26 protein-coding genes and 1 pseudogene are annotated in these 26,850 nt (G+C 68.7%); 9 read left to right on the top strand and 18 right to left on the bottom strand.

Annotation, left to right across the window (positions count from 1 at the left end; genetic code table 11):
- Positions 1-61: 61 nt before the first annotated feature.
- A complete protein-coding gene (locus OG928_RS00445) occupies positions 62-436 on the top strand; it encodes a hypothetical protein (protein ID WP_406277367.1) in 375 nt (124 codons plus the stop codon).
- Between the two features lie 340 nt (positions 437-776).
- Here OG928_RS00445 and OG928_RS00440 read toward each other — a convergent pair whose 3' ends face one another.
- A complete protein-coding gene (locus tag OG928_RS00440) occupies positions 777-908 on the bottom strand; it encodes a hypothetical protein (protein WP_406277364.1) in 132 nt (43 codons plus the stop codon).
- 560 nt (positions 909-1,468) lie between these two features.
- Here OG928_RS00440 and OG928_RS00435 point away from each other — a divergent pair.
- The 3 genes and pseudogenes from OG928_RS00435 to OG928_RS00425 all read left to right on the top strand — a co-directional run bounded on the left by OG928_RS00435 (position 1,469) and on the right by OG928_RS00425 (position 3,032).
- The gene (locus OG928_RS00435; protein ID WP_406277361.1) at positions 1,469-1,972 is read left to right on the top strand and encodes a hypothetical protein; all 504 of its coding nucleotides are present in this window, start codon (positions 1,469-1,471) and stop codon (positions 1,970-1,972) included.
- Between the two features lie 278 nt (positions 1,973-2,250).
- Positions 2,251-2,541 (top strand): annotated as a pseudogene (locus tag OG928_RS00430) (transposase); the annotation flags it as partial.
- Positions 2,538-3,032, top strand: coding sequence for an IS3 family transposase (locus OG928_RS00425; RefSeq protein WP_406290697.1), 495 nt, complete (start codon positions 2,538-2,540; stop codon positions 3,030-3,032). The pseudogene OG928_RS00430 and the gene OG928_RS00425, both read left to right, overlap by 4 nt.
- 831 nt (positions 3,033-3,863) lie before the next feature.
- On the opposite strand, the gene OG928_RS00420 is transcribed toward OG928_RS00425, so the two are convergent.
- Positions 3,864-4,643, bottom strand: coding sequence for an NYN domain-containing protein (locus OG928_RS00420; RefSeq protein WP_406277358.1), 780 nt, complete (start codon positions 4,641-4,643; stop codon positions 3,864-3,866).
- A gap of 215 nt (positions 4,644-4,858) precedes the next feature.
- Here OG928_RS00420 and OG928_RS00415 point away from each other — a divergent pair, with 215 nt between their 5' ends.
- The gene (locus OG928_RS00415) at positions 4,859-5,686 is read left to right on the top strand and encodes a hypothetical protein (protein WP_406277355.1); all 828 of its coding nucleotides are present in this window, start codon (positions 4,859-4,861) and stop codon (positions 5,684-5,686) included.
- Between the two features lie 76 nt (positions 5,687-5,762).
- Here the strand turns inward: OG928_RS00415 and OG928_RS00410 are convergent, their stop codons facing one another.
- The 6 genes from OG928_RS00410 to OG928_RS00385 form a co-directional block, all read right to left on the bottom strand.
- Entirely contained in the window at positions 5,763-6,275 is a 513-nt protein-coding gene (locus tag OG928_RS00410; RefSeq protein ID WP_406277352.1) for a DUF1877 domain-containing protein, read from the bottom strand.
- Between the two features lie 434 nt (positions 6,276-6,709).
- Positions 6,710-7,993 (bottom strand): hypothetical protein, encoded by a 1,284-nt coding sequence (locus tag OG928_RS00405; protein ID WP_406277349.1) that lies wholly within the window; start codon positions 7,991-7,993, stop codon positions 6,710-6,712.
- A gap of 258 nt (positions 7,994-8,251) precedes the next feature.
- Positions 8,252-8,380 carry a hypothetical protein gene (locus OG928_RS00400; RefSeq protein WP_406277347.1) on the bottom strand — a complete coding sequence of 43 codons (129 nt, stop codon included), beginning with the start codon at positions 8,378-8,380 and terminating at the stop codon, positions 8,252-8,254.
- A gap of 541 nt (positions 8,381-8,921) precedes the next feature.
- Positions 8,922-9,086, bottom strand: a complete 165-nt coding sequence (locus tag OG928_RS00395) for a hypothetical protein (protein WP_406277344.1) — start codon at positions 9,084-9,086, stop codon at positions 8,922-8,924.
- Between the two features lie 126 nt (positions 9,087-9,212).
- Positions 9,213-9,623 carry a hypothetical protein gene (locus OG928_RS00390; RefSeq protein WP_406277341.1) on the bottom strand — a complete coding sequence of 137 codons (411 nt, stop codon included), beginning with the start codon at positions 9,621-9,623 and terminating at the stop codon, positions 9,213-9,215.
- Between the two features lie 895 nt (positions 9,624-10,518).
- A complete protein-coding gene (locus tag OG928_RS00385) occupies positions 10,519-10,794 on the bottom strand; it encodes a hypothetical protein (protein WP_406277338.1) in 276 nt (91 codons plus the stop codon).
- Positions 10,795-11,540: 746 nt separating this feature from the next.
- Here OG928_RS00385 and OG928_RS00380 point away from each other — a divergent pair.
- Positions 11,541-11,885, top strand: a complete 345-nt coding sequence (locus OG928_RS00380) for a hypothetical protein (protein ID WP_406277335.1) — start codon at positions 11,541-11,543, stop codon at positions 11,883-11,885.
- 1,024 nt (positions 11,886-12,909) lie between these two features.
- Here OG928_RS00380 and OG928_RS00375 read toward each other — a convergent pair.
- The 8 genes from OG928_RS00375 to OG928_RS00340 all read right to left on the bottom strand — a co-directional run bounded on the left by OG928_RS00375 (position 12,910) and on the right by OG928_RS00340 (position 18,665).
- Positions 12,910-13,914 (bottom strand): LAETG motif-containing sortase-dependent surface protein, encoded by a 1,005-nt coding sequence (locus OG928_RS00375; RefSeq protein WP_406277332.1) that lies wholly within the window; start codon positions 13,912-13,914, stop codon positions 12,910-12,912.
- A 132-nt stretch (positions 13,915-14,046) separates the two neighbouring features.
- Positions 14,047-14,205 carry a hypothetical protein gene (locus tag OG928_RS00370; RefSeq protein WP_406291327.1) on the bottom strand — a complete coding sequence of 53 codons (159 nt, stop codon included), beginning with the start codon at positions 14,203-14,205 and terminating at the stop codon, positions 14,047-14,049.
- A gap of 204 nt (positions 14,206-14,409) precedes the next feature.
- The gene (locus OG928_RS00365; RefSeq protein WP_406277329.1) at positions 14,410-15,018 is read right to left on the bottom strand and encodes a hypothetical protein; all 609 of its coding nucleotides are present in this window, start codon (positions 15,016-15,018) and stop codon (positions 14,410-14,412) included.
- Between the two features lie 556 nt (positions 15,019-15,574).
- Positions 15,575-15,784: a hypothetical protein gene (locus OG928_RS00360; RefSeq protein ID WP_406277326.1), complete on the bottom strand. Its 210-nt coding sequence runs from the start codon at positions 15,782-15,784 to the stop codon at positions 15,575-15,577.
- A 154-nt stretch (positions 15,785-15,938) separates the two neighbouring features.
- A complete protein-coding gene (locus tag OG928_RS00355; protein ID WP_406277324.1) occupies positions 15,939-16,181 on the bottom strand; it encodes a hypothetical protein in 243 nt (80 codons plus the stop codon).
- On the bottom strand, positions 16,178-17,428 hold the full coding sequence (locus tag OG928_RS00350) for a hypothetical protein (protein WP_406277321.1): 1,251 nt from the start codon (positions 17,426-17,428) through the stop codon (positions 16,178-16,180). The genes OG928_RS00355 and OG928_RS00350 overlap by 4 nt, the downstream gene beginning before the upstream one ends.
- An 18-nt stretch (positions 17,429-17,446) precedes the next feature.
- Complete coding sequence (locus OG928_RS00345; protein ID WP_406277318.1) at positions 17,447-17,851, bottom strand: hypothetical protein; 405 nt, start codon at positions 17,849-17,851, stop codon at positions 17,447-17,449.
- A 154-nt stretch (positions 17,852-18,005) separates the two neighbouring features.
- A complete protein-coding gene (locus tag OG928_RS00340) occupies positions 18,006-18,665 on the bottom strand; it encodes a DUF559 domain-containing protein (protein WP_406277315.1) in 660 nt (219 codons plus the stop codon).
- Positions 18,666-20,038: 1,373 nt separating this feature from the next.
- Between OG928_RS00340 and OG928_RS00335 the strand changes: the two genes are divergently transcribed.
- The gene (locus OG928_RS00335; RefSeq protein WP_406277312.1) at positions 20,039-20,254 is read left to right on the top strand and encodes a hypothetical protein; all 216 of its coding nucleotides are present in this window, start codon (positions 20,039-20,041) and stop codon (positions 20,252-20,254) included.
- Positions 20,255-21,139: 885 nt separating this feature from the next.
- A complete protein-coding gene (locus OG928_RS00330) occupies positions 21,140-21,409 on the top strand; it encodes a hypothetical protein (RefSeq protein WP_406290696.1) in 270 nt (89 codons plus the stop codon).
- A gap of 484 nt (positions 21,410-21,893) precedes the next feature.
- Here the strand turns inward: OG928_RS00330 and OG928_RS00325 are convergent, their stop codons facing one another.
- Complete coding sequence (locus OG928_RS00325) at positions 21,894-22,601, bottom strand: hypothetical protein (RefSeq protein ID WP_406277309.1); 708 nt, start codon at positions 22,599-22,601, stop codon at positions 21,894-21,896.
- Positions 22,602-22,731: 130 nt separating this feature from the next.
- On the opposite strand from OG928_RS00325, the gene OG928_RS00320 reads away from it, so the two are divergent.
- Positions 22,732-23,730 carry an anion permease gene (locus OG928_RS00320; RefSeq protein ID WP_406277306.1) on the top strand — a complete coding sequence of 333 codons (999 nt, stop codon included), beginning with the start codon at positions 22,732-22,734 and terminating at the stop codon, positions 23,728-23,730.
- Positions 23,731-24,037: 307 nt separating this feature from the next.
- Here OG928_RS00320 and OG928_RS00315 read toward each other — a convergent pair whose 3' ends face one another.
- Positions 24,038-26,389 (bottom strand): arylsulfatase, encoded by a 2,352-nt coding sequence (locus OG928_RS00315; RefSeq protein ID WP_406277303.1) that lies wholly within the window; start codon positions 26,387-26,389, stop codon positions 24,038-24,040.
- Positions 26,390-26,850: the final 461 nt, after the last annotated feature.

Here is a 26,850-nt window from a genome sequence, read left to right as displayed (position 1 = left end):
TTCCGGCCTGGCCACCTTTTTCCGGGTCGGCGGTGTGCCCTGCACCGTGGGAGAGTTGCTCATGGCTTTCGAATGGACGGTTCCGCCGTGGCAGCGGGACGAGGACTGCACGCATACGGCGCTGACATTCAGGCATCTGCGTGCAAGGGAGTTCGCCACGTTCTCGGACGTCGTGCGCGGCGACAACGCCACCGAAGCGCTCGCCGATCTCCTCATGGGGCCCTCCGGTATGAGCCGCATGATGTCGAATCGCGGTTTCGCGTTCGTGGTGGTCCAACGCGGCTTCGGAACGATGTATATGAGCAGTCCATGGAAAGACGATGAGGGCGAATGGAAACTCTCCGTCACTGCGGGAGACGCCGAGGTGACGATTTTCTCCGCAGCCGACACGCGGGACATGTTCGGTCGCCTGCAGGTCGCGTACGCCGCCCGGTAGCGCCGACGGTCGAGGACATTGCCAGCCGAACAGCGGCCGACGCCGCGACGGGTCGAGTCTCACCCCGGAGCTTCGGTCCGAAGGTCGTCGAGTGGGGGTTGTCGATGCGAACGGCGCTCCCGTGCAGGTCCCGTTGGTGACCCTGACTGCGGCCGACGGAACGGGGTCCGGTCAAAACGCCTTGGACGTGGCCGATGTTCGGCTTCTCCTCTTCGCTGCCGCGTGGAAACGGGCCGACCGGGTCGGAGTGGGGCGGCAACAACCGCGAGGTTCACCCCTTCGTCGAGCCTCCCGTCGAACCTCCCATCACACCCCGACTGAGCCGGACCCCAGGCGCCCTCTACCAGCGCATGCCGAGTTCGGTGAGAAGCCGCTCACGTTCGACCGACAGCGAGTCCCGTCCGGTGCGTTGGTCGTTGATCCACGTGCCGAGCCACACCCGGACCTGTTCGTTCGACCCGACTGCGGCCACGGTCTCGACGTGCGCGCGGGGGACCTCCGGGTGTCCTTCGCGTTCGCGGTGGACCACCGCTGCGGCGAGCGCGGTTTTTCGGGCGCCCTTCCCACGCCGCGCTCGTGCCGCCCCGGCTTCGTTCCAGCGCCCTGGCCGATCCGGCCGTGCCGCTGTGGAGTCGCATGTGCCGGGGGCGGCGGGCTGGGACCTGTAGGGAACGTGCACGTACCGCACTGCCGTGCCCGGGATGGGTCGAGGGCCTACCCGTCCCGGGCGGGCCCACGACTGACGGCGTGGCGTGCGGGAAGTTGGGGAGACAGCAGGGTGGGGTCCTCGCAGAGTCGTGATTTCCATGAGTTGCGGTACCCACGAACGCACCCGACCGTCCGCCGCGTTGCGCCACAGCCGCCGCCCCGGCCGCCCCCCCCGTGCCCATCACCCGTGGATCACGGCCGGCACCCTGCGCGTGCCGCCGCCGGCCTTCGAGGTTGTTTCACGGCACCGGGAGTTCGATTTCTTGGAAGCCGCCGGCCTGCTCCGTCGACGGCGAGGGGTGGAGCCCTCTCTACGCTGTCGGGATGGGATTGAACATTGCGGCGCTCATTGTCGATTGGAAGCACCTTGAGGAGATTCCGATCGGGCGGCGACTCGAATCGCTTTACGACGCGTCATATCCGGACGACGAGTATGAGGATGTGACCAGGGGGTGGTGGCCGCCGCTGACGGAGGTGTCCTGGTTCGCCGGCTACGAATTCCGGTTCGCCAAGTACATGCGGCACCGGGGGACCGGTGAGGCGTGGGAAGACGTCCGCGAGCACGCCGATCCCGGCCTGCGCCAGGCGCTGGACGAACTGCTCTTCGGCCTGGTCTGGGACGGGCTCCACGACGAGGGCGTGCAGGTCGAGGAGAAGCTGTTCGCCGGGGACGGCTACGCTTGGCACTCGGACCTGCTGCTGGCCCGACCGCCGCAGGCAATGCCCGCCTTGGCCAGGGCATGGAACCACGCGGCACCGCTCCTTGCCGACCTACGCGGACCCTTCACCGCCCACGTCTCGAGCGGCTTTATCGACCGCTTCGAGTAGTTCGACGACATGGTCTGCAGCTGGGGCGAAGTGGTTGCGGAAGCGGCCCAGCGCGGCTGGGGACTCATAGGCCTGAAGGATTGACATCGGTTGCTCGCATTCCGAAATCCCGGAAAAGAACGTCGGCCATGGCCGCACACGCCGACGCTCATGTCTGACGGCCACTCCCATACCAACAGGCGGATTGAAAACTGAGGTTCCCCCGAAATGCGGAAGGTGACATTCCGTGGCCTGATGGGCCATGAGAAGGGAGCCATCGACATGCCCGCTCCGAAAAGTACCCGCCCGAGTTGCGGCAGCGTGCCGTGGCGATGTATCGCGCCGCGGAACCCAAGCCCGTGATCCGCCGGATGGCCGACGACCTGGGCGTCCATCCCGAGGCCCTGCGGAACTGGATCCGCCAGGACCAGGCCGACCACGGCGAACGCGAGGCGGCGACCACCGCCGAGAAGGAGGAACTCGCCGCGCTGCGACGCGAGAACCGGGAACTGCGACGGGCGAACGAGATCCTCAAGGCCGCCTCCGCTTTTTTCGCCCGGGAGCTCGACCCGACCCTGCGCAGGTCCTGACGTTCCTCGACGAGCACAAGGACCTCGGGGCCGAGCCCGTCCTCAGGGAACTCCACATCCCCGCCTCCACCTACTACCGCTGGCGCCGAGCAGCCGAAGTCCCCTGCGAACGAGGCAGGTTCGACCTGGAACTCACCGCGCGAATCACCGCGATCCACGCCGGATCCGACCACACCTACGGCTCCCCGCGCGTGCACGCCACCCTCGCCCGCGAAGGCGTGCGCGTGGGCCGCAAACGGGTGGAACGCCTGATGCGCGAGGCAGGCCTGCAAGGCATCGGCCTGAATCGGCGGCCCAAGGGCTTCACCCGCCGCGACCCGGCGGCGGACCTCGCCCCCGACCTCGTGCGACGCGACTTCACCGCCCGGGTGCCGAACCGGCTGTGGGTCAGCCACACCACCTGGGCGAGCGCCACCACCGCCGACCTGGAAGCCTTCCTCGCCCGCCCGCCGCGCAGCCTGGCTGGCGGGAATGCGCCAGTTCTTCTGTGAGTGTGTGGGGTGGTGTCAGCGGGGTTGGTGTCAGCGGTTCCGGTTCTGGCTTCCCCTTTGTTGAGCTGGGTTTTGTCGGGCTGGCAGGGGGTTTCGCCGGCTGTCGTGGGGTGACCGAACTGCTGTCGTGGCCCGGCACATGCGTGGCCTGGCTGTCGTGGGGATGCACACTCCTGTGTCGCTCGGCGCGGTCGCAGGATGTGCCGGCGGTATGAGTGCCCAGTCGTCTCCGCCGCTGGTGTCTTCGGCTCCGGGCAGGTCCCGCACGCCGCCGCCGTCCGCCGCTGCCGCGCAAGCGTCGTCACCCGCGTCCGTGTCACAAGACCGTGCCCTGACACGCCGGTTGGTGGTGGGCCCCGTCTTCTGGTCCTGGACGAGACCGGGACGGTGGAGACGGTCCACGTGCGGATCGCCGCCGCCGCGGCCGGGGTGTCGCCGCGCACCGTGTGACGTCGGCTGGCGATCGCCCGCGAGTCCGGCCGGGCGGAACCCGCCCCGCGGCGGCACTCCTTCACCGTCACGGACGAGTTGTGGGCGCGCCTGTCGGACCTGGGCGGGAACGTGAAGGCCCTGCACCACTGGATACGGGAACACCCGGACGAGGCCCTGCCGTCGCCGACCACGAACACCCTGCCATCGCTCTACCGCGCCGTACAGCAAGAGCAACACGCGGGCCGTGTCCTGGAGATCTCCCGACCCGCGCACGCCCGACGGGACCCCGACCGCTACGACCGCGCCCTGGCCGAACTCGCGCTCCCGGGCACGGTCGACGAAGCCGGCCGGACCGCCCTGCCGCCCCCGAGCGAGCTCACCCCGACCGTCTGCCGAGGCTCATCCCCCTGTCGTTGCCTGCCTGGGGTCGCCGCCGAGCGGGCGTTTGTCGCGGGCGTAGATGACGGGCGACTTTCCGCCGCCGGAACCGCGGCGGTCCACCTCGAACAGGGTGGTCGCGGAAATGAGGTCACTGAGCTTGGGGTAGCCGTAGGAGCGGGAGTCGAAGTCGGGGCGTTGCTTCGTGATGATGTGACCGACGGTCGCGAGGCGGGCCCAGCCGTCGTCGTCGGAGGCTGCTTCCACGGCGCGACGAAGCAGGTTGACCAGGGCGGTGTCGCCCTTCAGCCGGGGCGCCGTGGCCCGAGAGGTCGGCTTCGTCTCGATGGGGGCGGTGACGCTCTTGAGATTCTCGGTGTGGATGAACTTGTCGCACGCCGCAACGAACGGCTGCGGAGTCTTGCGTTCGCCGAATCCGTATACGGTCAGGCCGGACTCACGGATGCGAGCCGCGAGCCGAGTGAGGTCGCTGTCGCTGGAAACGATGCAGAACCCGTCGAAGCGCCCCGAATACAGCAGGTCCATCGCGTCGATGATCATGGCGGCGTCGGTGGCGTTCTTGCCGGTGGTGTAGGCGAACTGCTGAACCGGCTGGATCGACTGGTCGAGCAGGTGGTCCTTCCAGCCCTTGAGTCGCGTTCCGGTCCAGTCGCCGTAGGCGCGTTTGACGTGGGCGGTCCCGAACTTGGCAACCTCGGCCAGCAGCTCCGGAATCGCTCCGGGGTTGGCGTTGTCGGCGTCGATCAGTACCGCCAGTTTCGCGGTGGCTTCTGTTGTCATGCGCTCGACAGGTCTTCGCTCGCCGGAAGGTCCGAGGTCTACCGTTTACGGCCCGGTAGAGGTCCGGTGTCCTGCGTCGCCGGGCGCCTCCGCCCGCATGCCCGAGGGGTGACCCTCCGGCGTGCGGCTCCCGGCACCGGGCCCCTGCCCCAGGACAGGGGCCCTCGTGCTTCCCCGCGGAGGGCCGGATCGACGAGGGACCGAAAGGCAGGCACGTGCACGACGACGACGGCGACGGCTACGACCAACGGCCCGAACCCCCACGGACCATCGAGGAATGCGGCAAGTGCCATGCTTCTGCCGAGCCGGGCACGCAGAGTGTCATCAGCGCCGGACCCTCCGGCGCCGTCACCGTCTTCCACACCCGGGAATGCCTTGACGAGTTCAGACGCGAGATGAGCGCCCGTGCCGACGAAGGCGCGCAACGCGACGCGGTGATGCGCCGCGGCATGGCCGCGCTGCGCGCGCACCTGCGCGACCACCCGCCCGCCGGCGATGCCGCACCGTACGCCGCGGTGCTTGCCGAACTGGTCGAGCAGTACCTGGTCGCGGACATGCGCGGCCGCTACGTCGTCCATCGGGACGTGTTCGAGGTCGCCGGCCGGCACCTCGCCCACGTCCCCGGCATCGACGGCACCCCCGCCCCGTTACCCGACGACGCCCCGGAAGACCTCGAGCCGTACACGTCCCCGAAGACGACACCGCACTCCTGGCGTGGGTACTGGACCACGGCGGGACGATCCCCTACGACGGCGACCTCCAGTTCCGCCCCGACCCGCTGCACCGCATCGTCCTGCCCGACGGCGCGTCGATCGTCGTCGCGCCCGGCGACCGCCTTCTCGGTGGCAAAGGCAGCATCCATCTGGCCGTCCCCGACGACATATGACGTCCACCCATCGGTCGTGGTGACATCCGCCGACCGCGGACGTCGCCGCCTCTCGGGGACCGACCTGCGGGTCGCTCCGACTCCTTGTGTCGCCTCAGGGCGCCCGCCGCCTCCCGCGACCGGTCGGCGGCCTCATTCCAGGGCTGTAGTCACGTAATTCCCGAGGCTCTGCCCGCCGGCAGGAGCCGGCCGTCCCGGTCACTGCTGTCGGCTGGTCGAGGCGGCGTACTGGGTCAGTCCCACCACAGCACGACGAGAAGGCCCCTCCGGGCCGCCTGCGTGTAGAAGTCACGGAGCGCACCGAAGTGGCCAAGCAGGTACTCCGTAGGATCGCCGATAAACCCGTAGCCGAGCTCGGATTCCGTGCCGCTGTTCAGGACCGACCGGAGGATCGCGTGCATGTCGATCTCTTCGAGCAGTGCCGACACCTGGACGACTGCGTCCGGACACAGGGCCGTCGCGGTGGAGTTGCTGAAGAAGGCGATCGCATGCGGGTCTGCGTTGAGGAAGCCCAGATCGATGTCGCTGTCGCCGTCGGTCGCGCGCTTGAGGGCCTCCAGGCGGACAGCGTCCAGTCGCGTCAATTCGCAGGCACGCTCCAGCATGGAGGGTGCCCAGTCCAGATCCAGCCAGTCCTCGGACGGCGGATCCCAGTGATGATCTCCGTCGGGTGATTCTTCGGCCGACTGACGGCAGGCGGCGAGGTATTCCGCCGATACTCGGGCAAGTTGCTGGGTGACGGCCATGACGGCAGTATCCCGACGCTGTCCACGGGATTTGCCGCCTTCATTGGGGCCGTCGAGCCTGTCGATGGGCCGACGACAGGTCGCGTTTCACGAGGCGGTCGATACGGGCGCGGAACACCGCTTCCGCGTTCGGGGGTGACGGTTGCCGGCGCGACGGCGACGGCCACGATGACATCGCACAACTCGGTCCCAACGTGCGGCAGTGTGTGCGAAACACCTTTCCTCGGGTTCGCGCCGATGACGCCTTGGCAGGCTTCGGCGACCTCTCCCACCTCTTCGCCGATCACGCGTCCGGAAAGCGCTCGATGAACGCACCGCCCCGGCAGTGGGGTTCCGCTTCGGTCACGGCAGCGATCACGCCGAGAAGCTCGTGCCGATGGCCCGCCGACAGCCCGGCGAACCGGCACGCCACGATCCGCGGGAGGCCACGGTGTCTACCGGGTGTCGGTCACCTCGGCGAACTCGACGCGTCCGGTGTCGTCGATCGCGAGCAGGCGTCCGGTGCGGGGATGGCGGGCCCGGGCCGCGAAGTCCGGTTCGACGAGGAGTCGCAGGCCGGTGGCGATCTCGTAGACGGCCAGGTGGGGTTGGAGGGAGTAGACAAGGGTGCCGTCGGCGGCGAGGTTCGCGACCGGTCCCGGGAACCAATCGGTCTCGGCCCCGGTTTCCGCGTCGTAGACGCGTACACCGTCGTGCAGTTCCTCGTCCACGCCGAATCCCCATATCGCGAGCCGCCGGTCGTCGAGCCAGACCCGGGGGGCGTCCCAGGCCTCGAGTCTGGGGGCGAGTTCACGGCGGGTGGGGCCGTCCTCGGACTCCCAGGGGTTGACGGTCAGCCACGCTTGGAGGTCCCACACCGCGAGGACGCCGCACGGAGACCACATCCATCCGTCCGACACGATGCGGCGTCCTGCGGGCGAGACGCTCAGACCACAGAAGAAGTAGTCGAGGTAGTGCTCGTCGGCGGGAGTCTCGCGCCGGTGGCTCGGGGACTCGCGTTCGGTGAGATCGGCGCCCGTCGACGGGTCGGAACAGTCGAGCCGATTCCACGCGGTGGCGTGCACCAGCACCGTGCGTCCGGCGACGTCGGCGAAGGCGACGGGGAACTCGCAGGCGTCCTCGTGATAGTCGCCGCGGTCGAGTCGCATCGTGACCCGCCCGGACGCGGTCTCGAGCACCGCGCCCTGTCGACCCTTCGCCTGTGCGACGGCGACGAAACTTCCGGCGCGGTCGGTGGCGACGACGAGTTCGCGGTTCGCGCCCTTGCCGTGCGAGTCCAGGGGGATCGCGGCGATCTCCCGTGTGCGTCCCGTACGACCGTCCAGTTCCAGCAACACGCCGTCGCACGCGACGATCCAGCGCTCGCCCGGAGCATCGACGACCGGGACCACGGCCCGAAAGCCGTCGAGGCGAACATCTGCGGGACGGCGCAGGAGCGCGAGCCGGTCCGGACCGTCGATCGCCTCGGGGAATCCCACGACCCCTTCCCAGAAGCCGTCGCGTTCCAGGCGCTCGACGACCTCGGCCGAGGCGAAGGCGAGGCCCGCGGCCCCACGGTTCCCCTCCGCGGTCGCGCGCTCCGCGCAGAGCTTGCAGACGTAGTCGAACGTGCGCCTGCCCGGATGAAAGACCCGCAGGAACGACGCGTCGTCCACGGCAAGATGCGGACACACCCCACGCGCGTCACGGTGGGCCCATCCCGGAATCGGAGTCGTCATGCGGCGACCCTAGTCGGGCGCCACTGGACCGTGCCGGCGAAATATCCCGCGCGGCGGGCTGACACGGCCGGGCTGACGCGGATCAGGTGTGGGAGCGACGACGAGGACCTCGGCCGGCCGTCCGGATCGCGCCGGTCGAAGCCCTGGCTCCGTCTTCACGGCTCTTTCCCGGAGCGGGACGCGGATGAAAACGGCGGAGGACGAGCAATGTTTGCCACCCGTGGATGGGGTCGGTGAAATCATCCGCCGGAGCCCGTTTCACCGGCCCTTCTGCGCGGCCGCGATGATGACTTCGCGCAGGCTCGTCTCCGGCAGGTCGACGGTGGACTTGGCCTCGCTCTCCAGTGAGGTTCCTCGGGTGAGATCTCGCGGATCTCGTCGACCCACGTGGAGAGCGAGAAGCTTGCCCAGGGTCAGTGCGTACCGGATTTCGAGGAAGACTCCGCCGGAGATCTCGCCGAAGACCCAGATTTCGTCCGCGATCCGGAGGCAGTCGTTGTCGGCGCGGCGGACCGGGTCCCGGTCGACGCGGTCGGCCAGGAAGTGCGACCCGACGAACCCCGACAGGCCCGCTCACACCGCCGTCGCCACCCAGACACGGCGGATGTTGGACGGCGGTGACCACCGGAGGGGGTGAGTTGGACGTCGGAGACGTAGCTGGCGCTGTGCAGCCACGTGCCGTGGTCGCCGGGGTGGTTCGGGTCGATGTCGTCCTCGATGGCCTCCCAGGACAGGATGCATCCGTGTCGACCACACGCATGAACACCGCGGCGGCGCGTCTCAGCGCCTCGGTCGCCGCATCGTTGTCGGGGGAAGCCACGGTGAAGGCGGCGGATCCCTCGTCCTCACCGAAGAACTTGTGGGGATCGGCGAACCTGTGGCGGCAGCCTCCCCAAGGCGCACCAGGCCCAGATGTCGGCCGCGACACTCACCAACTCGCGCGGATCCTCGCGGCACCCGAGCCGGCCCAACCACGACCGTGCGGGTCGAACTCGCCCCGGGCGGCGGCCCGTTCGACCAGGACGTGGATCGCGGTCGCGTCGCCAGCCTCGGCACGTGCCCTGACGCCCTCACCGGGCTCAACTGTCCCCATACCGATCGACCCTACGGCGACGGCGACGGCGGATCCTCTCCATCGAAATTGCCGCGGCTCGGCGCGGCGACATGCCCGACGCGCGACTCTGGATGTCGGTTCCGCTGCGACTTCGGCCATCGCCTATCAGCGGTCGCTGCGGAGCAGCACACCCGGGGGCGGGCCGGCGAAGTTCTTTCGTTCGGTGCGCGGGAGGGGGACCTCGGTCAGGCGTCCGTCGTACATCATCCACAGGCCGAAGCAGTCGTCCTCCTCGTCGCGGACCAAGACCTGCACCGACTCCGGACGTGGCCACGGCAGCGTTTCCAGATGGGGCAACAGGCTGTGCCACGTGGGACGCCCGAAGTTGATGATCCACATGTAGCAGTAACTGCTCGGCGCGCCCGGGTCGTGCTGCCGGAGGCCCCGGTAGAAGTCCCCGTAGTCGACGGGCTTGAAGAACCCCGGCCAGGTCCGCGTGTCGTCCGGCCGCGTCAGGGGTTCCATGACGGCCTCGGCGTCATGGGCGAGCACGATGATATCGGCGTCTCTACTCATGGACGAAGCATGCCGCAGGAGTCGAAGCAGGGATGAAGCCCCTCACTGTCACCATGCGGAACGCCTAACGCCCCAACGACCTCACCGATACCGATGACACGCGTTTCCCCGCTCCCTCACAGGCCGCGACGGAGTCCGACGCTCTCGAACCTCGCGCCCGCGCCCACCACTGCGCCGCCAACGGCCGCCTTCGGGGTGTCTCGGTTCGGCCCCGCGTTGCGCGGAGCTCACAGGTCGGTCCGGACGTGGACCCGATGTCCGTCCCGCCGCTTCAACAGGTCGGGTGCCTGAGGTCGGTCGCAGCTCCGCCGACGGCGCGCGTCGGAGGCCTCCTGCGTGTGCAGTGCCCCGCCATCGTCGTCTCCGGGCACCCGGACGCCGAAACCGGCGATGGCCCCAACGGCCGGTCTGTGCGGGAGGATTGGCGGCATGGAGGATCGTGAGGAGCCCCGTTGTGACGCGAGCCGGATCCGGGTGATCGAGGACCATCACGAGGCCGTCCGGATGCGGCCTCGTATGTACTTCGGCGCGGAGCGATACCGCTCGCACGCGGCCCGCATCGCCCGCTCCAGACGAGTGAAGGCAGCCCGCTCCCACTCCAGATCACCACGAAGCCCAAGAAGGAAGCTCCCCTCGTCGGCCCGGAACTCCTGCCTCAGAACCTCGACGAACTCATGCACGGGCAGATCGTCGCAGCCTCGAGACGAATCCGCCGCAGTGACCCGGAGCCGAGCACATCAGCCGTACTTCATCGGGCACTCCCGCACCCGGTCCACCGGTCCCGGCCGGCGCTCGTCGCCAGCCGCCGCCATGCCCGCCACCGCCGCCCCGCCACTGCCCGCCCCGCCGCGGCGCCCGGTTCGGCAACAACGGCTCGATCCGAGCCCACTGCACATCACTCGACCCCACACACCATCCGACGATCAGGTGATCCGCAAGGCACGTCTTGGACCCATCCCTCGTCGAGGTGGATCGTCCAGGTGTCGCCCACTGCCTTGCCCAGGACCACCAGCGCCGCGACGTTCGCGATGATGGCCGGCGCGTCGGCCAGCCGCAGCGGTGAGTCCGGGACACCGTCCGCGTCGAAACGCCCGATCCCCACCACCAACGCACGCCCGACGCTCCCCCACGCCCTCCAACTCCCGGACAGAGCACTCAGCGTGCCAGGCATCGACCGGCCACACCCGCCGAACGCGACCAAAGCCGCAGGCGCAGGCCGCCCGAACGTTTCGTGAGACCTGCCAAAGTTTGGAGAAGGACTGGTTCGTGGGTCGCGCGACAGTGCGGACGTCAGCGCAGGCATCCGACTCACGCCATGCTGAACGCGCGCTCGGATGACGCGGCCAGGCAGGCATTGATCTCGTCCTGTGCAGCGCTTGAAGGGTGACGTGATCTCCTGGTCACCGTGGCCGGGGCGGCGCCGAGACGGTCGCCGAAGCCTGCCCATAGGCGAGATCCTCGACCGGTGCCGAACCGGGCCGGTCGGAACGCCGTGCCGCTCCGTGCCCGATTGCGGATGTGTGGGAGTCGGGTGTGATCGATGTCGTCACCCTGGTCGGCAGATCGGGCCACTGTGGAGAGGGTCGACCATCCGAACAGGAGGCGGAACGGGTCCGGGCGGTATCGGGACGCCGAACCGCGGGCCGGCGGGGCACAACCGTCGCCGGTCAGCCTTCGTCGAGCGGGACGGGCCGGGGCGAACCAGTTCCACCCACGGGCCGGCACGTTCTGGGTTCCGTCACGGGAGGACATCCCGGCGCGACGAGTTGCGGCCCGCTCAATCGTCGCCGCGTACTCGCTGCCCACGCTCGCGCTCGACACCACTGGCGAAGGGCTTTGGGGTGAGTACCAGGTCGAGTACCTCGATGAGTACGTGCGCCCGGGTGCTCGGGGGACGACGTCCATAGGTTCGCGGGCATGACGACGGTGACGGGCGGGACTCGGGTTCGGGGCACGGGGAGCAGGGTCGTGCGGGCGGTGTCGGTGGTGGTGTTGTGGCTCTGGTGTGTCCTGTCCGGTTGGGCGGTCGTGTTCGGGAGCATGATGTCCACGGGGCACTGCGACTACGACAAGACGTTTCAGTGCGAGTCCGGGTGGTTCACGCCGTTGGCGTTGTGGTTGCCCGTGGTGGGTGCGCTGATCGCCGGCGGGGTGGGGACGTACGGGGCGCTCTCGTCGCGGGATGGCAGGTGGCCGTGGTGGTTCGCCGGCTTGGCGCTGTCCGTGGTGCCGTGGATGGTGATGTCGGCCCTGATCGAGTGACGACCGCGAACCCCGACGCTCGCCGGACGAGCGCGCAAGAGAACGGCCGTTCCGGATCGGCCCCGTCGCTCCGGGCCGAAAGGGCCGTGGGGCGTCGGTGGTCACCGTGAAGTAGACTTCCCGGCCGACGGGGGGCGAAGCCGGTCCGGCGCAGGTCCGCCGACCCAGCGCCGATGGGGTTCGCGACTCGGGCTTCGATCCGGTCCCGATGCGGATCCCAATCGAGCCGGCGCACTCGGGGCAGCGTTCGTCGCTGCCGGTTGCAGACTCCGTGGCGACGACGGGGCGTTCGCTGCGCCGTTCGAACCGGAGGTACTCCTGCGCCCCAAGGTCGCCTTCGAGTCCCCGCGGGCAAGTGGGGACTGCTGCACACCGTCGTTGCCATGGGGCGGAGTGGATCTGCGGGAGGTCCTCGACCGTGCCGTAACCGTCACCGGCCCCGATGGCCTCGAGATCCGGATACCGGATCGCGCGGACCTCATCCGGATGCAACGCGCGTTGGGCCGCGCGAAGGACCTACGCCGGGCCATGGGGTTGGAACGGCTCTGGGCCGGGCATGCTCGTTGCCTTCCGAGCTCGAACGATGTCTTGAACGGATTGGCTCGCCTGGCGATTCGCCGGACGTGAGGGCGACGCCTCGGTTTCGGCGGACGGTGCCGATTGGGGAACCGGCGCCCTGATCCCGCATCGCCGTGCGGATCGAGCTCGTGGCCTGGAAGGGAGGGGCACAACCGCGACCAGCGTCGGGTTCGGGCCCGTGTCGAGCACGTCTTCTCCCACAGGAACCGGAAGGTCCTGCGCGACTGCTCCTGCCGACGCCGGTTCTCTTCCGGCCTGGGGTATCGCTTCGGCCCGGGGGTTCGGTGTCCGGATCGACGGCTGGTTGACCTGTGTGTTCGGGCGGCCGTCCTGTTCGGGCGAACCGAACCTGTGACGGGGTCTTCCTCGGCGCCTGACGGCTGACGCACGGAACCGCCACCGGGCCGCGTGGCCCGACGGCGGTTCGTGTTACGACGTGTCGCGGTTACGCCTGGTGCGTTCCACGGCGCTTGCGGGCGAGGAGCACCCCACCGGCGCCGACCGCCACGAGGGCGGCGGCGGCTCCGCCGATCACCATGGTGTTGTTGTCGTCGTCCGCTCCGGTCTCGGCCAGTTCGGGGCGCTTCGTCGGCTTGCTCACGTTCGGCCGGCCCGTGGCGGGCTTGCCCGTCGGCTTCACCTCGGTGGGCTTGGCGCTCGGCCCGGTCGGGTCGACACGGTTCGAGTACACCGTGCGGTCGACGTTGTTCTCCGGTTCACTGTCGGGCATCGGGCCGGTGATCCGGCTTTCGAGGATCTGCTCGTTGCCGGAAATCGTGCCCTTGAAGCCGATCAGCCAACTCGGCATACCGCCCTCGACGCCGGTCTTGGCACAGGTGACCACCAACCCCGCGCCGTCCAGCCTGCAACCCTCGGGCGCCTTGGAGAACTTGAACCCCTTGACCGCGGTGACGGTTATCGTGGCATCGGCCTTCTTGTTGTGCCCGTCCCAGTATTCGATGGCGAAATCCTTACCCAGTTCGCCACCCGGGTTGAGGTACGTGAACGACGTGGGGTTCCGGATCTGGAGATCGGCCTCGTTGACCGGCTTTCCATAGGTCAGTTCGGCAGTCGCCTTGGCATGGCCCTTGACGGCCTTGGCGGTGAAAGTGACCTTCTCGCCTTCTTTGCCCTCCTCGGTACCCACCGGGAAGACAACCTTGCCGTCCGCACCGGGAGTACACGTGAGCCGCGAGGATACGACCTCGTCCCACTCGCAGACGTCGTGAGGCACCGACCAGCCGAAAGACCTGCTGCCGGTTCCGCTGAAACTCACATCGAACGGCTCCGTCGCCGTGATGGTGAGTTTGACGTTCGCACCCCCCGGCACGACCGTGGCCGTGGACGGCGTGATCGTGATCCCACCCGCCGCAGAAGCCGTTCCGCTCAGGCCCATCGCACCGGCCAGGACGGCCCCGCTCGCGATCCCCAACGCGGCAATCCTCTTCACGTGAAAACGTGACATGCAGTGATTCCCCACCCCTGCGAGAAAACGGAAAACCCGCTCGTTCGAAGGAACGGCGGGTCTCCAATGGCAAAGGAAGGTTTACACCGGCTCCAACAGGCTCGTCAACCCCCCGGATTAGCGGGCGACGGCCTTGAGTTGGGGGCGCGCGGTGCCACCGGCGAGGGCGGCGGAAGAGAAGTGCGAGATCACCTTGTCGTCGACCGGGTCGTTCGCCGGGTCGTCGTGCACGATGAGGTCTCGACCCTGCGCATTGCAATCAATGGTCAACTTCAATGGGGCTCCATATCCTCAGATATCGGATTCCGCAACGAGTCGGCCGGTCACCTGCGCTGGAGATGGCTACCGGGTTGATCTCTTGCAGCGAAGGTCGAGCGATTCTCACCGGAGGCTGGTGACCGACGGTTTGCGCCGTTTTCCAGTCGAATCAAACCCGGCGGTCCCCAGCACGAGAACCGAAGCCCATGCCGGCCGACGCCGTCATGTCTCCCGGACGCGCACACGCAGCTCAGCATGCCGCTGCCGGCGTACGTGGTCGACCTGCGAGCGGATCAAGGTTGTCAACAGCGCAGCGGGGTCACCATCTGGCCCCGCAAGGCGGAGGGTGAGCGTGGCCACCTGAGAGGTAAGGACGGTGATCACATCCGCACTCCCCTCAGGCCCGCGCGCCAGGACCAGAGCACGTATTGCGTCATCGAGCCGGTCGAGTGTGGTGTCGTCGCCCAAAGCAATGCCGGGCAGGTCGGCCAGGATGTGACGGACGACCGCCACGGCGTCGCCAAGAGACTCGTCGATCCCGAACTCGTCCTGGGCTGCGCGGCTGGCATCGAGCACGGCGGGGACAGGCATGCGCTTGTTCTCCGGGATAAGCCCCTGCTTGCTCCATTCCTCGTACGGGGGCTGTCCGGCAGCATCTCGTCGGACTCGGTGGTGGCTGGTGGAGTAGCCGGAGGGAGAGCGGCAGGCGCGGCCGGCGGCCGCGTTGCAGGCAGGGCACTCCACGCGCCGATACCAGGCACGGATCAGGCGGACCGATTCCCCCGAGCGAAACTGAGGCCGCCAGTGCCCCCAGCGCTCCTGCTGCGTCATGCTTCCTCCCCCTCTTCTGTCAGCGGCCGACGGCACCCAGGGCAGCCACCCGGAACACCAGGACGGCCGGCAGCCTCGCGTGTCGGCCAAGCTCTTGCGTGATGGAACGCCATCTACTCATCTTCGTCCGTGACTTGGCCACGCCGCAGGAAAAGCACGGTTCCACCCTGGCGCCCATGGCCGGGGCGTGGCGCTCCTTTCTTCGGTCCACGACGCAGCGCTCTGACCAGAGCGCTTAACCGTCGATGAGAAGAATTGCCTCACCAGCCTTCACTGAGAATCGCTCCACCTTCGCTGCAAGAGGTCACGGGTTCTTCCCACGCTCCCGGACCTGTTCCATGCAGGATCTCGTCAATTCATCTCAGGCCATCTCAAGAACGGCCCGCCGTTCCCACTCGGCGTCACTCAGATCACCCGTCCCATGGTCGTATCAACGACTCGGGCCCGGATCCGGCACATGATCGACCGGACAGGACCCAGCCGGTCCCGGTGTCGTTCGGCGGGTGCTCCAGGCCGAGGGTGTGGCGCAGGGAGCCGGCGTCGACGTCGACGTCCGTCAGCCGCGCGCCCGGCGTTCGAAGCCCAACATGCCGGTGACGGTGAACGGCACCTTGCGTTGACAGGCGATGACCGCCCAGTCGTGGTCCTCGCCGGAGAGGGTCATGTGGACCCGGCGTGTCCTGCCGAGGACCTCTGCGACCAGCACGACCGACGCGGTCTCCTCCGCAGCGGACGCGGGCTCGTCCCGGTTGAGGCCTTGCGCCACCCCCACCAAGGTCTCTTGCCGCGGCGGTTCCTCTTGGCGCACGAGCCGCTCGCGTGGGCGGGGATGTGGACCTCTCCTTCGGTCGTTCGGGTCGGATTGAAGGCCGGCTCTCAAGGCTGAGGGGCGGGGGACGCCGACGAGGTCGTGGTGGGGCCTACCAAGCCGGGCGGGGATCGCGGTGTTCCTCCGGGGTCTGCTCGGGCAGGTCGCTGCCCAGATCGGTCCGCAGCAGCATTCCCGGGTCGGGCTCGAACTCCTCGTGGGGCGGAGCGGGTCGGTGGAACCGCTGCGTGCGCGAAATGTCGCGGACGCTGGCCCGGTAGAGGTCGGCGTTTCTCTTCCCCTCGAGGATGTCGCGCAGCCCTGGCCCGCCCGTTTCCTGAAGTGCCTCGATCATCTCGACCTCTTCCGCGTCGAGGATTTCCAGCGGCGTGATTCCCGCGCCGGTGAGAAGGCCGGCCTCCTCACGCGCTCCCGCAGCACCGTCAACGTCACCGGATTCGCGGGAAAACCCTCCGCCATCACCAACACGGGGTAGAAGGTTTTCCGGTGGGCGGGCTTCACTCCGGTGAGCCGATTCTCGCGATTCTTCAGTGCGCGAATCGTGGCATCGATCTGGCGGGCCTTTTTGACGAGCTTGTCCATGTCGTCGATCTGGGCCTGTTCCGATGCGGCGTTCACGGAGTTCTGCCGCAGACGCACCGCGGTCACCTCGACGAGGACCCAGGCGTCGCCGTAGTCGATGGCGGCGTCCGTGATCTTCTGGCCCTGGCCGGGAAAGGCAGCGCGCAGTTCGGCGTCCCCGTACATGCGGCGCGCCGTGCCGGTGCCGGCGATCGCGGACAGCACCTCGGTGACGGCCACCTCCGTCAGGTGCCGCAGACAGCCCTCCGCCGCGTCCGACCGCGCCTTGTCCGCGGGGCGCCCGTTCGGTGGCTTCTTGATGTCGAGCATCGGCCACCACCCGAAGACCCTGTCGATCAGCAGCTCCTGGTCGAGGACGAGGAGCCTGCCGTCTGCGAGGCGGACCACCGGGGAACGGCGGAACATCTCGAACGACCACTCCGTCGGGCTTGTCTCCGCCCGCACGTCGGCCCGCAACCTTGGAACGTCCGTCGCGATCAGTGCGAGCACGCGCTCCAGGTGCTCGGGGGTGAGGTCGGTGGTCGTGAAGTACTCCGGGGGGACGACCCATCTGCCCTGATGGGCGGATGCCCACAGTCCCGTGCCGACCAGGGTGAGGTCGGCGAGCGGGACACCGGTCGCGTCCTCGTACGTGCCCGGCAGGTCGCAGACGTCGCGTTGTCCGGCCATCTCCACCGGTAGTTCGTGCCACCTGCGCACGAAGCGCCCCATGACGTGGGCCGCGGAGTACGAGCCGTGAAACAGCTGGTTCGCGATGAGGTCACGCCCGAGCGGCCCGGGCGCGTCGTCGATGACCGTCGCGATGCCGTCGCCGCCGAGGTGGCTGCCGATGTGCTGGGCGACGACCAGCATGGCCAGCACGACATCCCCCGGCTTCACGTGGGGCAGGAGGCTGTCCCCGGAGTACTTGAGCGCCAGCTTCAGCAGCACCAGCAGGACCGGCGGTGCGACGAGGCCGCGTCGGTGCTCGCGGTCGCCGAGCAGGTTGTTCACGCGCACGAGACCCTGGCCCTTGAATCACAGTTCGGCGTACTTGCGGTCCACCTCGTCCCGGGAGAAGACCTGGAGCTCATTCAGGAGTCCCGCGACGAACCCGAGCACCGTCTCGACGGTCAGCCCCTGCAGTTCCTCCAGGACACGCTCGAAGGGAACGCTGAAGCCGGCAATCTCTTCGGCCGTGATGTAGGTGATCATGCCGTCCAGCGGGGAATGCCGTCCGACGCCCTCGGGGACCCACACGCCGGAGGACGTCCGATTCCATATCGGCACCAGTGCGGGGGTGAATGATCCCGCGAATCGGAGATCACTCGCCCCGGGGGTCGCGAGATACTTCTTCCGGATTTCCTGCGGCTCGAACCGCTTGAACCGGGAGAAAGTCCCCCAGTTCTCGGCTGCACCGCTGTTCTCGCTCTCCTCGGCCATCGGCACCCCTATTCGGTTGTCATGATCGTGCGGGAAAGAATACTTCGGACAATAATCAGAAATCCACCGGTTTTGAGCGGCCGGCTGCGCCCCTACCGCGAGGGCGGGGCACTCTCGGCGTCCCGTGCCTCGGATTCGCTCCCGGACGAGGGGCTCAAGCTCGGACCATTCCGTCGGAGGTCGGTTCGGTGCGCGGATTCCCGGTGCCGTGCAGCTCGGGAACCGGGGCGCGGCGGGATCCGGCTGCGAGGATCTGCCGTTCGTAGACACGTTGCCCCGCGACGACCCGGCGTCGGAGGCGGTGACGCGGCGGCGGTCCGCCGGCGAGTTGGTGCCGGCGGGTGTCGATGGCCCGGGTGAGGCGGTCCGCGCAGTCGGACAGGCGCCTGATCAGGTCGGTCTCCCAAAAGCGCAGCACCTGCCAGCCTGCTTCGGTGAGTTTGCGGTCCTGGTAGGCGTCGTTGGCCATGTTCGCGGCGACACGGGGGTCTCGGCGGTCCCTCTCGTGGAGTCCGTGCCAGTAGTCGCCGTCGGCTTGGAAGACCAGCCGCAGATCGGGGATGGCGGCGTCGACCGTCCACCGGTCCAGGAGTCGCAGTTGCCGCGCCCAGGCGGTGCCCGGGGCGAGGTCGGGGACGAGTCGGTCGAGGAGCGCGTACAGGATCCGCTCCGGCCGGGTCTCGGTTCGCGTGGTGAGCATCGCGTGGCGCGCGGCGGCGAGGACGGCGCGCATGTGCGGGTCCTGGGCGAGTCGGCGGGCCCAACAGGCGCGCGAGCAGGTGCGCCGACCCCGGGCAGCGGCGGACGCGGGCATGCTGAACACCTGGCCGCATTCGGTGCATGGCCGCTCGACGCGGTTGCGACGCCCCAGGTGACGGCAGGCGTTGCTGCAGTACCTGGCACCACCGCCGCCGACCACCGACAGCTTGGCGGTGAACGCGGCGCCGCATTGCGCACACGCGCGCCGGACTTGGCGTGCGATGCACTTCCGCGAGCAGTAGGTGCCCCACCCGCGTGCGACGACGCTCAACGGCGCCTGGAAGGCCGTACCGCACGTCCGGCACACCCCCCCCGACGGTGAACGCCGCGGTGTAGCAGTCCTTCGAGCAATACCGGCCGCGGCCGGTGTCCGCCCGGGAGGCTTTGATCTCGAACTCGGTGCGGCAGTGGCGGCAGGCCTGCCTCGTCCGGTTGCGGTGCGCCAGCCCCGAGCACCGCCTCGAGCAGTACCGCCCAACGATGGAGTCATCCGAGGCGGCCCCGGGGTTCTTGGGGACGAAGTCGCCTCCGCACTGCGCGCATTGGCGCGGAGGTTGCCGCTTCGCGGCCACGGCGCAGGTGACCGAGCAAAACCGCGCCGGGCGCTTGACCGCTTCCTTGCCCCGGAGCCGGAAGGCGCCGCCGCACTGTTCGCACTCCCGGCTGATCCAGTCCGTGGCCTCCGTCTGGCCGATACGGAAACAGGCGGTCGAGCAGTACGTGCGACGGACCGATGGTGGGACCGAGAAGATCCGGCCGCAGCGCGCGCAGGTGAGCGTGACGGGCATGGCGCAGTGTGGCAGCGGCCTCCGACATCGGCGGTGGTCAACGCTCCGCCCCGGCCGACTGACGTGGCGGGCCAGTGCACGGATCCTGCACTTGTTGATCAGGGCCGCATCCGCAGGTGGTCGACAACGTGATGCGAGACGGTCACTCCGGCCCGACGGCCTTTAACGTGCGCAGTCGAGGAAGTCGCGCACGGCGGCCATGTCGCGAATCGCGGTCAGGCCGTCGCGCAGCCGCGGGCGGAGTCGCCGCCGCCCATCGTGTCGGCGGCCTGGTGGGCAATACCGGTTCACCTCCGTCGCGGGGCACAGCCCGCACAGCCACGCACGAGGCGGATATATGAGGACCCCACGAAGGCCGCCCGCCCACCCTGCAACCGACACCCGCCCCGGCGCGCGCTGTTCCCGAACGAGACAAACCCTTTCGCCACACGCGGGCGACGCGCCGGGCACGGACCACCCTCTCCGGCCGGGACCAAGGCGACCGCACCCCTGGTGCACGACGAAGACGTCCGAGCGCGAGGGGGCTCGACTGACTCGGCGGACGCAGACAGGGCATCTCCCGCCGCCACTGCCCAATCCGCCGGTGTTGCCCCTGGAACAACTGGATCCTGGGGTCTTCGAGCGTGTGGCGGCAGAGCTCGTGAGTCGCCGACACAATCTCGGCGTCCACTTCTACGGGCGCAGCGGCCAAGAGCAGTACGGGCTCGACATCGTCGAGCGCAGGTTGAACCATCGCAGGACGCTCTACCAGGTCAAGCGCTACACGATCATCACCCCGGCGCAGTTGCGCGGCCGTCGTGAAATACGCCGGGTCGGCGCGCCCGCAGGGACACACGGAACCGCCCCGACTGTTTAACCCCGAACGATTCATCGTCGTGACGTCTGCTCGGGTGGACCACGAGACGAAGGTGGTGGACGAACTCGCGGTTCTCCAGGACGAGTAAGCCGGCGACTTGACGGAAGGGCTGACGTGACCCGTAACGAGGGTTCGAGGACCTCCGGCCGCTGCTGATCGCCGTCGCCTACCGGATCCGCCGCAGCGAGGCGGAATCTCGTGTCTTGCCGTGGGGCCCGTGCCGACTGGAAGGATGCCGCCTCATGAGTGAGTGGGGATTGGCATTGGTCGGGGCGGGCTCGGCGCTCGCCGCCGCTGGGACGCAATCGTCGGCGCGCCGCCTCCGGAAGTTGCCTGACGCAGGTCCGCGTCGTGAGGGGCTGCCCGGCGCGCTCGGGCTTCCGGCCGGTCGAGCGCGGCCGGGGTCGGACCAGCAGGCACCATCGATCAAGTCACCAGGGCCGGCCGACGCAGCGTTGTAGGTGCGCGCCGCACCGCTCGGAGGACAATGGAGACCGAAGGCTCTCTCGCACTGTGGGGGAGGTGACACGGTCGTCGGGTCGCAGTTGATCGAGGGCCCGGCATTTGGCACTTGGAGCTGCGTGGTCCCATCCAAAATGGGTTGCGCGACGGCCGCGGGACGCACCTTCGTCTTCGTCATACATAGTGAAGAGCGCCCCAGGCCGCAGCCGACCGCCCGGCTCGACTGCCGTGAACCGACGAGTGACGTGCGCCGAGGGGGACGTTACGAAGGGAACGCGAGATTGTGACCGTTCTGTTCAACGCCGGCGGCCGCTGCTTTCGGTCGCGCGCTCCGTGGTCATGGCCTTGTCGGTGGTCTTCCACTACCCGGCGTCGCCGCAGGGGGGAGGCCCCATGACGGCCGGCCCACCCGAGAGTGACGGCGTGGAGTGGGCGGCGTGGACCAGCCCCGGCGTCTACACGGGAACCGGAGGCGTGAGGACCGACGAAGCCGGGGTCGTCGCCGGGGACCTGACCGTCCACACGACCTGGGTCGGCGGACGCGCCCACGTCGCGGTCCAATACACCGGTGCTTCCGAATGGTTCACCATGACCGGCAGCCCACGGGCCTGCCGCCTCGAAACCCAGGCCCGCGCACTTCACCAAGCCGCCGTTGACGCCGTACGCGCCGGCCACGCCGCAACACTCCCGTAACTCTCCTGTCCGTGCGACCTGGAAATCCTGCCCGTGACCGGCGCGCCCGCGGTGATGTCGTCGGCTCCGACCCGCACTGTGCGCGGCGGCACGCCGCGGCGCTCGTCGGCGCACTACTGACGCACGGCCTCCCCATCGGGTTGAACGCCCGATGGCACCCGCATTGATACCGGGGAGACCAACCGGTCGGGCTTCCCCGTGTTCATGGGTATCGCCGGTCTCGGCAGGTATCCGGGCATGTCGCCGATGATCGACTGGTGGGCTGAGGCTCCCCCGAGATGCGAGAAGTGCGTGCGGCTGACAGCAAAAGCACCGGTTCTCGGCGGGATGCCGAAAAAACTGGGCTACGGGAGAACGCACTCGCAGCCGACGACGCGCACCAGTCGCGGGGTTACCGCGGACCTCGGTAGCCGCACGTGGGCTTGCCGATCGCCCGGAACGGACATGCCGCGCGTTGTGCTGACGTGGTTCTGAGCAACTCCCGCTACACGGTGCGGGTGCCGGTCACATCGGCCGGTGCCTCGTCTGTGTCCGGGCGCCCGTACGCAGGCTGCGTGTGCTGCGGGGATGAGCCGGAAGCCGATGACGAAGCCGAGCCGGGGACGCGGTTCGCGGTCCCGTGCGTCCTCCCCGAGACCGTTGCCCGTGTCCCTGGATCCGGGGCGATGGCGGCTTCGAGTATGGCGAGCAGCGTCGCGTCGCGGCGATCGGCGGGCAGTTCCGCCACGACGGCGACGGCGTACTCCAGACAACGCCGAGCCGGGCCGGACAACCACAGGCACGCGCCCGTTCGGGCGACCATGCCCGTACGCGCGGGACGACCGGCCAAGCGGGTCCGCCGCCTCTCGGCATGGCGCCGCCGCCGGGCGAGTCCGGCGTCGCCGGAATGCCGCATTGCCACCTCGAGAACGGCCTCGAGCGTTGCGGCTCGCTGCTCGGGGGTGCGCGGCGCACAGGATGCGAGCGCGGACGCGTACGCGATGAACTCGCCCCGGCGCGGAGCCTCCACGTTGTCATTGGCCAGAATCGCCACCAGGGCGACCAAGCGGTCCGTGCAGGCGGGCGTGTCGCTGAACGGCGCCCCCGCCAACAGGCTGACGTACTCCATCAAGCACGCCCCATCGCGCGGATGCATGTGCATGCCCCGGCTCAGCACCGGCGCGGCCGCCGGAGCCTCCGGATGCCACGGCATCGCCACACGCCCTCCTCGACGGGCCGACCGAACGAACCGTGGTGAAGTGATCCACACCACAATTCATGATAGACATTCGCCCAACAAGAAGGTCGGCCGAGCCACACCGCCAAGTTGGTGAAGGAACCCCGTGGACCTTGCTGCGGTGATCGTGATCGTCATGGTTGCGCTGTCCTTCGACTTCACCAACGGCTTCCACGACGCGGCCAACGCGATCGCCACGTCGGTGTCCACTCGCGCCCTCACCCCGAGGGCCGCCTTGGCGATGGCCGCCGTCATGAACCTCATCGGCGCCCACCTGGGCACCGGGGTGGCCAAGACCGTCGGCTCCGACATCATCGACACCCCCACCGGCCGCGGGGGACTGCTCATCGTCTTCGCGGCGCTCATCGGCGCCATCGCCTGGAACCTGGTCACCTGGCGCCTGGGCCTGCCGACGTCGTCGTCCCACGCCCTTATCGGCGGCCTGGTCGGCGCGGCGCTCGGCGCCTCCAGCGGAGTGAAGTGGAATGGGCTGGTCGACAAGGTCGTCATCCCGATGCTGCTGTCTCCGCTGATCGGATTCGCGATCGCCTACCTGCTCATGGTCGCCATCCTGTGGCTGTTCCGGCGCTCCCAGCCCAAGGCCACCCACCGGCGGTTCAAGATCGCCCAGACCGCCTCGGCGGCCGCGATGGGACTCGGCCACGGCCTCCAGGATGCCCAGAAGACCATGGGTGTCATCGTCCTCGCGATGGTCACCGTCGGCTATCAGGACGGCTTCGACGTCCCTGAATGGGTCATCTTCTCCGTCGCCATCGCCATGGCCGCCGGAACCTACGCGGGCGGCTGGCGCATCATCCGCACCCTCGGCCGCCGCATCGTGCACCTCGACCCGCCCCGCGGGTTCGCCGCCGAGGTCACCGCCGCAAGCGTGCTGTACGCGACAGCGTTCATCTGGAAGGCCCCGATCTCCACCACGCAAACCATCACCGCCGGCGTTCTCGGCGCCGGCGCCACCAGGCGCTTCTCCGCAGTCCGCTGGGGCATCGCACGGAACATCCTCGTTGCCTGGGCGCTCACCCTCCCCGGGGCCGGCCTGGTCGCCGCCGCGACGTACGTCATCGCCCACGACCTCTTCCGCATCTGACGCACGCCCCAGCGCCCAGCCCCAGCCCGGGCGTCCGGCAGGTCGCCGGGGCAGGTCGAGAAGACCCGGCAGAGCCGACAGCCTCAGGCCGCGACCTCGCCGTACGGGGCACCGCCACCATCCTCGGGGCCGGAAGACCGAGCAGGGGTGAGGTCGCGGACGAGAGCGGGCACGTCGTGCCTGGGGCGGAGGCCTCGGCCGGGGGTGGCCTCGCCACCTCACCGCCGTCGGTGAGGTGGCGTTCCGCCCCGCGCCGCGGTCGGTCGATCGCGGACCAACCGACGATGTGGGGACCGAGTCGGCCGGTCTACTGGCGGGCCAGATGCATGCGCATCTCGCTCTCCGCGTCGGTGATGAGCTCGCCGGACACGTCGATGGTCACGGTGTGCAGCGTGCCGGTGAAGCGGAAGGGTGAGGTGTATTCGGGGGTCACCGGCGGTCCGGGGTTGGCTCCGCAGGTGAGGCCGCCGGGGTTGAACATGATCGGTGTGGTGACCGGAAAGTCCTTGGCGCCGACGAGTCGGCGGTCGATGTACAGCTGGGCGCGGCACGGCGTGCCCTTGCCGGCGGCCAGGTCGGGCTTGCCGGTCGGCTCGAATTCGAACCGCAGCTCGTGGTGGCCTTCGGGTACCGGGTCCTCGGAGGTGACGGTGTCCCACGTGCGGCGGACGTAGTTGTGCGTGTAGTGCAGCCTGCCGTCCTTGAGGTAGAGGGCCCAGCCGCCGGCGCTGGTGCCCTGGCTCATCAGCACGCCTTCGGCGCCGTCGGCGGGGATCTCCACGTCGGCGGTGATGCTGTGGGGGCGGTTGAGCACCCGGGGGGAGACCGACGCCGGGAGGGTCTGGGTGCCGGGCCGGAAGGTGAAGGATTCGCGGGCTCTGGTGATCTGGGGGCGTTCGACCATCATTCGCGCGAGGGTGCTGCTGTCGATGGGCAGCACGCCGTACTTCCCCGCCTCCACGTACCACAGCGAGATCATCTCGACCAGCTTGTCGCGGTGGTCGGCGGCGATGTCGCGGGTCTCGGCGAAATCCTCCTCGACGTGGTAGAGCTCCCAGTTGTGGGCGTCCAGCGCGGAGAGCATCTCGGAGGTGATGGGGGTGCCGAACGGCTGGTCCGACTCCGTGAACGAGGGACCGGGCCACGGGCACACCGCGCGCCATCCGTCGTGGTCGATGGCGCGGTGGCCCAGCATCTCGAAGTACTGGGTCCGGTGGCGACCGGCCGCGGACGCGTCGTCGAAGGTGTGGGCGAAGCTGACGCCGTGGAGCGGTGATTGGGTGACGCCCCTGATGGTCTCGGGTGGCTCGACCCCGAGGATGTCCAGCACGGTCGGGACCATGTCGATGAGGTGGGCGTACTGGGTGCGCACCTCTCCCCGTGCCTTGATTCCGCGCGGCCAGTGCACCAGGAACGGGTCGCTCGCGCCGCCTCGGTAGGTCTCCCTCTTCCAGCGCCGGAAGGGAGTGTTGCCCGCCCAGGTCCAGCCCCACGGGTAATGGTTGAACGTCGTGGGGCCACCGAGGTCGTCGATCGCCTTGAGGCTGTCCTCGATCGGCTCGGGCGCGTTGTTGAAGAACTGCGACTCGTTGGCGGTGCCGGTGACGCCGCCCTCCGGACTGGCGCCGTTGTCGGAGACGACCATGATCAGTGTGTTGTCGAGTTCACCGGTCTCGGCGAGGAAGTCGATCAGGCGGCCGATCTGGTGGTCGGTGTGGGACAGGAAGCCCGCGTAGACCTCCATCATGCGTGCTGCCAGGCGCCGGCTTTCGGGTGTGAGGGAGTCCCATTGCGGCACGTCCGGGTCGTGCCGGGAAAGCTCGGCATCCGGCGGTGCCACACCGAGCTGCTTTTGGTTGGCGAAGGTCTTCTCCCGGTACGCGTCCCAGCCGTCGTCGAACTGCCCGCGGTAGCGGTCGGCCCATTCCTTCGGCACGTGGTGCGGGGCGTGGGTGGCGCCGGTGGAGAAGTTCATGAAGAACGGCTTGTCGGGGGCGACTTGCTTGGAGTCGGCGATGAACGCCATCGCCTTGTCCGCCATGTCCATGGTCAAGTGGTAGCCCTGTTCCGGTGAAGCAGGGGGGTCGATCTGGTGGTTGTCGTAGACCAGGTCCGGATACCACTGGTTGGTGTCGCCGCCGAGGAACCCGTAGAACCGCTCGAAGCCGCGCCCCAGCGGCCAACGGTCGTACGGCCCTGCCGGCGACTCCTGCTCCGAGGGCATCAGGTGCCACTTGCCGAGCATGTACGTGTTGTATCCGTGTTGCAGCAGCATCTCCGACAGGAAACCGTTCTCGAAGGGGATGTTGCCGTTGTAGCCGGGATAACCGGTGGCCATCTCCGTGACCGCCGCCAAGCCGTTGGCATGATGATTGCGGCCGGTCATGATGCACGACCGGGACGGCGAACACAGGGCCGTGGTGTGCATGTTGTTGTACAGCAGGCCGCCGCCGGCGAGCTTGTCCAGGTTCGGGGTCCGTATCGGGCTGCCGTAGCAGCCGAACTGCCCGTACCCGGTGTCGTCCAGAACGATGAACAACACGTTCGGCGCTCCCGGTACGGCGCGCACCGGCTCCGGCCACGCCGGGCTGGACTCCTCGGTCGTCCGCCCGATCACTCCGGGAAACGTACTGCCCGACTTGTACTCGTTAACAGGCATCGCGCCCGTCCTCCTTCTCATCGATCCCATGCGTGTACGCCGCTCTGGCAGGCGGAGGGACGTCATGAGATGGCCGACGGAGTCGGTCAGGCGTACCGTGCCCGCCCAGCACGCACCCGAGGGCATTGACGAAAGGGCTCCGGGTATCGCGGAGACCATGAAACGCCCGCGGAAATACGTGTGGTGGAATGAGGCCCCGCGCTTCGCTCGAGTGACACGGTGCCGCGAGATGACGCACAGCATATTCGGGTGCGCAACCCACCATTGCGGGAGTTTCGGGCGCCACCCCTTCCGTGCGCATCGCACGATATTCATCGTAGGTGCTGTCGGAAGCAGATGCCACTGGGGCATGCAGCGTGTTTCCGGCACGTTATTCCGGGTAATTCCCAATGCGTTCAACATGCCGCGGCCGGAGAGGCGGCTGGGCAATGGACCGCGCCCTGGCGCCCGACCCGGGCAGT

This window comes from Embleya sp. NBC_00896, assembly GCF_045207785.1.
GTDB lineage: Bacteria > Actinomycetota > Actinomycetes > Streptomycetales > Streptomycetaceae > Embleya.
This window is presented reverse-complemented; position numbering and strand designations above follow the sequence as displayed.

Excerpts from the sequence above, each read along its gene's own strand:
- OG928_RS00445 (WP_406277367.1), top strand. The coding sequence starts at position 62 with ATGGCTTTCGAATGGACGGTTCCGCCGTGGCAGCGGGACGAGGACTGC.
- OG928_RS00435 (WP_406277361.1), top strand. The coding sequence starts at position 1,469 with ATGGGATTGAACATTGCGGCGCTCATTGTCGATTGGAAGCACCTTGAG.
- OG928_RS00420 (WP_406277358.1), bottom strand. The coding sequence starts at position 4,643 with ATGACAACAGAAGCCACCGCGAAACTGGCGGTACTGATCGACGCCGAC.
- OG928_RS00410 (WP_406277352.1), bottom strand. The coding sequence starts at position 6,275 with ATGGCCGTCACCCAGCAACTTGCCCGAGTATCGGCGGAATACCTCGCC.
- OG928_RS00405 (WP_406277349.1), bottom strand. The coding sequence starts at position 7,993 with ATGACGACTCCGATTCCGGGATGGGCCCACCGTGACGCGCGTGGGGTG.
- OG928_RS00395 (WP_406277344.1), bottom strand. The coding sequence starts at position 9,086 with ATGGGGACAGTTGAGCCCGGTGAGGGCGTCAGGGCACGTGCCGAGGCT.
- OG928_RS00390 (WP_406277341.1), bottom strand. The coding sequence starts at position 9,623 with ATGAGTAGAGACGCCGATATCATCGTGCTCGCCCATGACGCCGAGGCC.
- OG928_RS00385 (WP_406277338.1), bottom strand. The coding sequence starts at position 10,794 with ATGCCTGGCACGCTGAGTGCTCTGTCCGGGAGTTGGAGGGCGTGGGGG.
- OG928_RS00380 (WP_406277335.1), top strand. The coding sequence starts at position 11,541 with ATGACGACGGTGACGGGCGGGACTCGGGTTCGGGGCACGGGGAGCAGG.
- OG928_RS00365 (WP_406277329.1), bottom strand. The coding sequence starts at position 15,018 with ATGACGCAGCAGGAGCGCTGGGGGCACTGGCGGCCTCAGTTTCGCTCG.
- OG928_RS00355 (WP_406277324.1), bottom strand. The coding sequence starts at position 16,181 with ATGATCGAGGCACTTCAGGAAACGGGCGGGCCAGGGCTGCGCGACATC.
- OG928_RS00345 (WP_406277318.1), bottom strand. The coding sequence starts at position 17,851 with ATGGCCGAGGAGAGCGAGAACAGCGGTGCAGCCGAGAACTGGGGGACT.
- OG928_RS00340 (WP_406277315.1), bottom strand. The coding sequence starts at position 18,665 with ATGCCCGCGTCCGCCGCTGCCCGGGGTCGGCGCACCTGCTCGCGCGCC.
- OG928_RS00325 (WP_406277309.1), bottom strand. The coding sequence starts at position 22,601 with ATGCCGTGGCATCCGGAGGCTCCGGCGGCCGCGCCGGTGCTGAGCCGG.
- OG928_RS00315 (WP_406277303.1), bottom strand. The coding sequence starts at position 26,389 with ATGCCTGTTAACGAGTACAAGTCGGGCAGTACGTTTCCCGGAGTGATC.